Annotated in this window: 5 protein-coding genes; 1 reads left to right on the top strand and 4 read right to left on the bottom strand. The window is 41.0% G+C overall.

All coding sequences use genetic code 11. The annotated features are described in order from the left end of the window. Positions 1 to 329: 329 nt before the first annotated feature. From QZT26_RS15790 to QZT26_RS15780, 3 genes are all read right to left on the bottom strand, one after another. The gene (locus QZT26_RS15790) at positions 330 to 1565 is read right to left on the bottom strand and encodes an anhydro-N-acetylmuramic acid kinase (RefSeq protein WP_164995555.1); all 1236 of its coding nucleotides are present in this window, start codon (positions 1563 to 1565) and stop codon (positions 330 to 332) included. A 197-nt stretch (positions 1566 to 1762) separates the two neighbouring features. After that, positions 1763 to 2200: a universal stress protein gene (locus QZT26_RS15785; protein WP_099325609.1), complete on the bottom strand. Its 438-nt coding sequence runs from the start codon at positions 2198 to 2200 to the stop codon at positions 1763 to 1765. Positions 2201 to 2216: 16 nt separating this feature from the next. Next, a complete protein-coding gene (locus tag QZT26_RS15780) occupies positions 2217 to 4469 on the bottom strand; it encodes a cation:proton antiporter (protein ID WP_295103519.1) in 2253 nt (750 codons plus the stop codon). 760 nt (positions 4470 to 5229) lie between these two features. Here QZT26_RS15780 and QZT26_RS15775 point away from each other — a divergent pair. Continuing rightward, positions 5230 to 5784 carry a hypothetical protein gene (locus QZT26_RS15775; RefSeq protein WP_164995554.1) on the top strand — a complete coding sequence of 185 codons (555 nt, stop codon included), beginning with the start codon at positions 5230 to 5232 and terminating at the stop codon, positions 5782 to 5784. Between the two features lie 386 nt (positions 5785 to 6170). Here QZT26_RS15775 and QZT26_RS15770 read toward each other — a convergent pair. After that, on the bottom strand, positions 6171 to 6381 hold a 211-nt coding region (locus tag QZT26_RS15770), incomplete at its 5' end, for a hypothetical protein (RefSeq protein ID WP_295103516.1).

The raw sequence follows: 6381 nt of genomic DNA, 5'->3' as shown, positions 1-6381 counted from the left end.
GTATTTATAGGGTTATAAAGGATTTGTATTAATAAATAGGCCATTTATTCTGCGACTACATATTATTTTGAATTTGTGGAAACCCGCTTAAAATAAGGATTTTGTTGAAATCTTTCCGGAAAGGGGGATAAATAAGATGGTAAAATGTAGGAGGGGAATGGGGTCGCACCTTGATTAGTGATTATAACGTTGAGTATTCATAGCGGTTTTAAAGTTTTTGGCGCATATTTGCTATCATGAAGGATGATTATCTGCAAAACATGGACAAGCAGGCCAACGTCCGCGGTCCCGTTAAAATGTTTCGGATAAATCGTGGATGCCTGAACCGGTTATCTGTGTCTCCCGGGGAGAATTTTCCCCAGAACCACCTGTTCCCTTGCCCCCGTTGCATTAGGAACATTGTTGGTGTTTCCCGATATCGTTTCGTTTGCAAGGATGGCAAAGGCGAGGGCTTCTTTGGAATCAGAGGTAATGCCAAACATGTCTATTGGATATACCCTTATGGAAGGGTCAAGGTTTTGCTTAATACATTTTAATAGCGTTTTGTTGTGGCAACCCCCTCCGGAAAGGATTACCTCCGAGATACTATGCCTGTTTAATATCCATTGTTTATAGCTTTCCGCAATCGAGTATGCAGTAAACCATGTAACGGTTGCAAGGATATCCATGTTGTTTATGCCTGCCTTCACGGCATCGTTGTAAATCTTATCTGCGTAGCAGACGCCAAATTCCTCGCGTCCGGTAGTTTTTGGAGGCGGCTTTGACAGGAAAGAATGTCTTTGCAGATTCAACAGGAGTTCCCTGTTTATCTGCCCCTGCGCAGCCAGTCTTCCATCTTTGTCAAAGTGCGCAGCGTTGTTTGTAATGCGTTCTGTTATTCTGTCAATGATCATATTGCCGGGTCCGGTGTCAAAGGCGATTACCTCGTTGATATTGCAATCTTTCGGCAGAAACGTAACGTTCGCGATTCCCCCGATATTTTGCAATGAGCGTCCCTTTTCTTTATCCCTGAAAAGAATAAAGTCCGCATATGACACAAGAGGCGCCCCCTGGCCTCCTGCTGCTATGTCTCTGGGGCGAAAATCCGCCACGGTGGTAATGCCTGTTTCATGGGCTATTACGGAAGGTTCTCCGATTTGAAGGGTTGAGCCGGCAGGAGCAATGCCAGGCAGCATGTTGTCATGTGGAGGGGAATCTGAAGACAAACAAGGTATATGATAAATAGTTTGTCCGTGAGACCCGACAAGATCAATATCAAGGAGAGAAATACCGGATGCATTTGCAATGTTCTTTACTGCTTCCGCAAAGAGTTTTCCAAGGGTGAAGTTTAACCGGCAGATTTTTTCAACCGTACCGGAAGAAGGGTTGCTCGCTTCCAGGACAGCATTGCGAATGTTGTCGGGATAAGGATACGTGGCAAAGGCAAGGACGTTTACTCTGGTGCTTACCCCATTTCCTGAAATCTCAGCGAGGCAGGTATCTATTCCGTCAACGGAGGTTCCGGACATAAGCCCTACAACCTTCTTTGTAGTCTTTCCCTTTAATCGTAAAAGTTCCGCTAACATTTATCAATTCTTTTTGTTTAACTATTTTATCAAATGTCGTCGGTTCTATTTGTGTTGCCTTTTGAAGAAGCCGTTAAAAAAGCTTGCCGCGATGTTTCGAGGTTATCCGGTTGAATCTAAACGCATACTCAAAATAATCTAATCCTCAATCCTCAATCTGCAACTTGCAATTAGCCGACTGTAGATTGCTGACTGCCTTACCCTCTTATGCACAAGACGGGGCAAGGGGCATTTCTTATCACATTCTCTGTCACGCTGCCAATAAACATATGAGAAATGCCCGTACGGCCGTGAGTACCCATAACTATAAGATCTACCCCCACATCGCGGGCTGCTTTTAAAATCTCTTCGAAAGGAACACCCGCTCTCATCAGTATTTCAACATTTATACGATGCCTTATTTCTTCAGGAATACTGCTCCTCAATTTCTGTTCTATCTCTGCATCCGTTTCCGCAGTACGGTTTAACTCAGCGTCAAATTTAAGCCCGCCATAATCAGAGGTATGTTCTTCATGGACATGCATAAGATAAAGCACGGCAGAGTCCTTTATTGCCAATTTCTCCGCATATGCAAGCGCATTCATGGAACAATCTGAATAATCTATGGGACAAAGAATTTTCTGATAGTGAATCATTTTTACCTCGGAGTATTCAGTTTAACACTGCCCCTTCTAATTCCTTTTTTCTTTTAGTAACAGGAAGAATCTCAGGAGAACAGCCTTTCTTTAGCAAGATGTTTCTTAAAAGAGAGGGGCATATGATGGAAGTAAATACAATTGCCATAATAACAGAGGAAAATACCGTATCACTTAACGTTCCCATATCCCTGCCAAGTCCTGCCAGAATTAATGTCCCCTCCATCTTTGTCGCCATCCCTATGCCTATGGCCAGACGGTTTATACCTTTCTCAATCGGGCAAACACTGCAAAACATCTTTCCGATAACGGCAGCGCCTGTTATGGCAAGGCCGAGGAGGAGGGCATTTAGATTGAAAAAACTCCCCAGTTCTACCTGTGCCCCCACCCGAACAAAAAGTATCGGTACGAGGAGCATATAAAATGGTCTTATAAACGATTCAACATTACGATGTTCCCCATCATCAGAGTTCCATAACTTCACATTCCGCAGGAATAAACCTGCAACAAATGCGCCTATTACCGTGTGGAGTCCTACAGACCCAAACATAAAGGCTAACAAAAGGGATAAAATTACCACTATGGGTATATTTAAACCCTCCGTAAGCCTTTTCGTGAGAAAATTCCCAAACTTATCACCATATTTTACGATAACAATCAAACTGATTATCAGAGAAGTGATTGCTATGCCAAAGCTGAGGGACATACCTACGAGAGAACCTCCTCCTTTTACAACAAATCCACTTACTACACCGAAGGTTAAAATTACAATAATATCGGTAAGAATAGTAGCACCGGCTATTACCCTTCCTTCCAGGGTATTTATTGCCTTTAATTCGCTCAAAACCGCAAGTAATAATCCGGTACTCGAATTACAAAGAACGATTGCCAAAAGAAGTTTCGTGCCGCTTGAGATATCCGGAAGGAGAAAATGCCCAACCATAAGTCCCAGCCCTGCAGGGGCTATTATACCGCCCAGACATACCAGGAGAGAAGATGTTCCTACCCGTAATAATGCCCTGAGGTCTGTATTGAGACCAGCGGTAAAAAGAAGTATCAACGTTCCAAAGTATGATATCATCTTTACGAATGGCATAGTCCTGAGAAAATCGAAAAAATCCCATCCGGTAAAGGTGATGACGTTACCCAGTATCATTCCTATTATCAGTTTTCCTACTACACCGGGAAGCCGTAACCTCCTTGCCAGCCATTCTGCTATCTTGGCGGCGATAAGTATTATGGCGATGGCAAGGATTACCGCATGGGTTGGATCTTTATGCCATATCTCCCACACATGCCCGGAACCTTCACTTTCTGCTATATCTCCAACTGGTTTTTGCAGAGATATTTCCTCATTGCGAACTAATTGGTACTCGATAGGTAATTTTTCTTCCTGTAAGAGAGAAATACTTTCCTCATCAGGAACAACAGATGATTGTGTACCCTTTTCTTCTTTAACCAATACCATCTCTTCTCCGGGAGAAGGAGTAGAAGGTGTTGACGTAGGCGCGATAGAAAGGGTTTCCTCTTCTTTAACATCCGAAAGCATATCTTTATCGATAACAATATCTTCTTTATCTTCATTGGTAGGAGATGTCTCTTCTGAACTTTCATTATTCGCGACATCAAATTCAGGAAAAGGTCCCTCCTCACGAGCAGTCGCAGGAGAGGGTTCTGGCAAATAAGAAGAGACACCCATCTCTTTTATATCCTGAAACTCGCCCTCGTCGGTATTTACCTGATGGCTAATAGGTGATTTCTCTTCTTCATGAGAAGATGCTTTTCCCTCATCAGGGGTATTTTCCTGCTGTTCGTTATCTACAACCGATGTTTGATCCCCCTTTTCTTCCTCAATTGAGGATACTTCTCCATCGGGGGAAGGATTAGAAAGTATTATCGGGGATGTGACATCATAAATTTCCTCTTCAGTTGCAATTTCCTGACCATCCTCACGAATGGAGGTGTTCTCCTTAAGGGTTTCCCCCTCTGCAGTAACGGTACCAGAAGGAGGAGTTTTCTCTACAACAATAGCCTGAAAGGGTTTTTCATCTAAGGCAGGTGACTGTATTTCGCATTGCTCGATAGGGGCGGATTGTGTCTCTAAAGTCTCTTTTTTATTATTGGCGGGAACTTGCTCCGAATCCTTTGTTATTGAAACTTTTTCTGCTTTTACCTGGGGTAACCAAATTCCATAAAAGTAAAACAAAAAAATTAATAGTATTACGGATGCCCGTTTCAATTTTATAGTATGCATCTGAAAGTTAATCATCGTTAACCCCTATTCAGTTTAAAGCTGACCCTTCTCATTCCTTTTTTTCGGCAGCACTATGCAAACCTTTGCAATGAACACCTTTCTTAAGTGTGTAAGAATGGTCTTAAGATTTTAGGTAACCGCGCACAGGGGATAAAATGGCGTTAAATATAATATTCTAAGCAAGTTATGTATTTTTTATGAAATTCATGAATTAGCCAGCAAATATTTAATGCGCTGAAAATAAGCGCTTTAGCAATTCAAATTTTTTTCTGTAATAAATTCATAATTTATTAAGTACCAATTTAACAGTAACTTAAATACTGTGAACGGTTACGGTTTTAGTAACACTTTCGTTTTTTGAAGAATTCCAATAACAGCGCGACTTGCCGTATTAAAAAGGTAAAAAGGATGGTATAGAGGCGGAGCATTTGCTGTAAACGGATGTTGTTCGTTCCTCACTTGAAACACCTAAGCCCACTAAATTCAAATAGTGCGACGGACCTCGTCACACTACAAAGGACTTTTTCCCGTTTCAAAAGGCTAAGGTGTTACAGGTTTTATGATTGTTCCTGCGTGGTTTTTGTAGTTATTGGCAATTGCAGCAAGCAATATTCAGTATACTTTCGTTTACATATTTGTCAAGAAAATGTAAATATAGGTTTACACATGGGAGGGTATTTTGTATCATAGTGTTGTCGTTGCACCAAAATACTTAAGACAATGAGAAAAGGCATTAATCGATTTACTTATTTTCAATAAAAGGTAATCACTCAAAATGAAAAAATACATTTCTTTTATCGCCTTTGTAATAAGTCTGTCTTTTTTATTAACGGGATGTACAGGGTTTTCCAAAAAAATTAACGAAATCCAAAAGGAACAAGAAGAACATGCTGCACTCGTTAATAAGAAGATTCAAGACCATGGGCAAATACTTTCAAATTTACAATCTTCCTGCCAAAATATTGAAGGACAAATTGAAGAACTTTCACAAAAAGCCACTAATACGGACAGCGATTATTCAAAACTTCAAACAGCACTGGATACCCTCAATAATAAAATTGAGACAAGAGGTAATTTCCTTGATACTATTTACCCGAAAATCCAAAAACGCATCGATGATCTTGAAATAAAGGTAAATACCCTTCTCGAGATAGAGCATGATTTACAAACTAAGATTACCGCACTTCAATCACAGTTGTCTGATATCTCGTCTGAAACAAAACAATATGATACTAGTTATGATGAGCTGGGCTACTCGAATAGGTGGCTAAGAAACCTTTCTAATAAAAAAGGGCAACAGGAGGAGGTTCAGAAACAAGAAAGGAAATAGTGGGGAAGAACTAACGGAATAGAAAGGAAGATAACGAGGTCACACATTAGAAGGTTTTAAAATAAAACCTGACTTAATAGGATTTTCATATAGCACTAAGACACTTTTAAGCCGATTTCGGGGCAGAAACTCGATGGACGATTTTTGTTTTTGTCCGTCAACGAATAGACCGCACAATGACAGAGCAATATCGTTGTGCGGCTTTTTTTTTGGTTTGCATATTTGCGATATTTGCGTTAGCCCGACTTTCGCAACTCAATGGGTAGATAAATCGCTAAGCCAGTAAATACAAGAGGTCCTCTGCTCCGGGGCAAGGGGCATCGGCACAGATAAGCCCCTCGATACATTTACTATGGAGACAAACATGGCGTCCATTTCGCCACTATTTATCCAACATACCGCCAGTCCTTATGTTTAAATTTAAAGAGAAGGATATTTGATTGAAGCATTAGTTGTTGTACGTCTCTAATTAGTGTCTGAACGAAAACGCTGTAAGCCTTGAAATACGTGGTAAAGGAGGTTGAAAGTATCTGCATGAAGGGTTGAAAGTATAGTGAGTAGATGTTAAACTTAGGGCGTAGAATAAGGGAAGCGAGG

It is taken from the genome of uncultured Candidatus Kuenenia sp., assembly GCF_900696675.1.
Classification (GTDB): domain Bacteria; phylum Planctomycetota; class Brocadiia; order Brocadiales; family Brocadiaceae; genus Kuenenia; species Kuenenia stuttgartiensis_A.
Note: the sequence above shows the minus strand (reverse complement) of the source record. Positions and strands in the feature narration are given on the sequence as shown.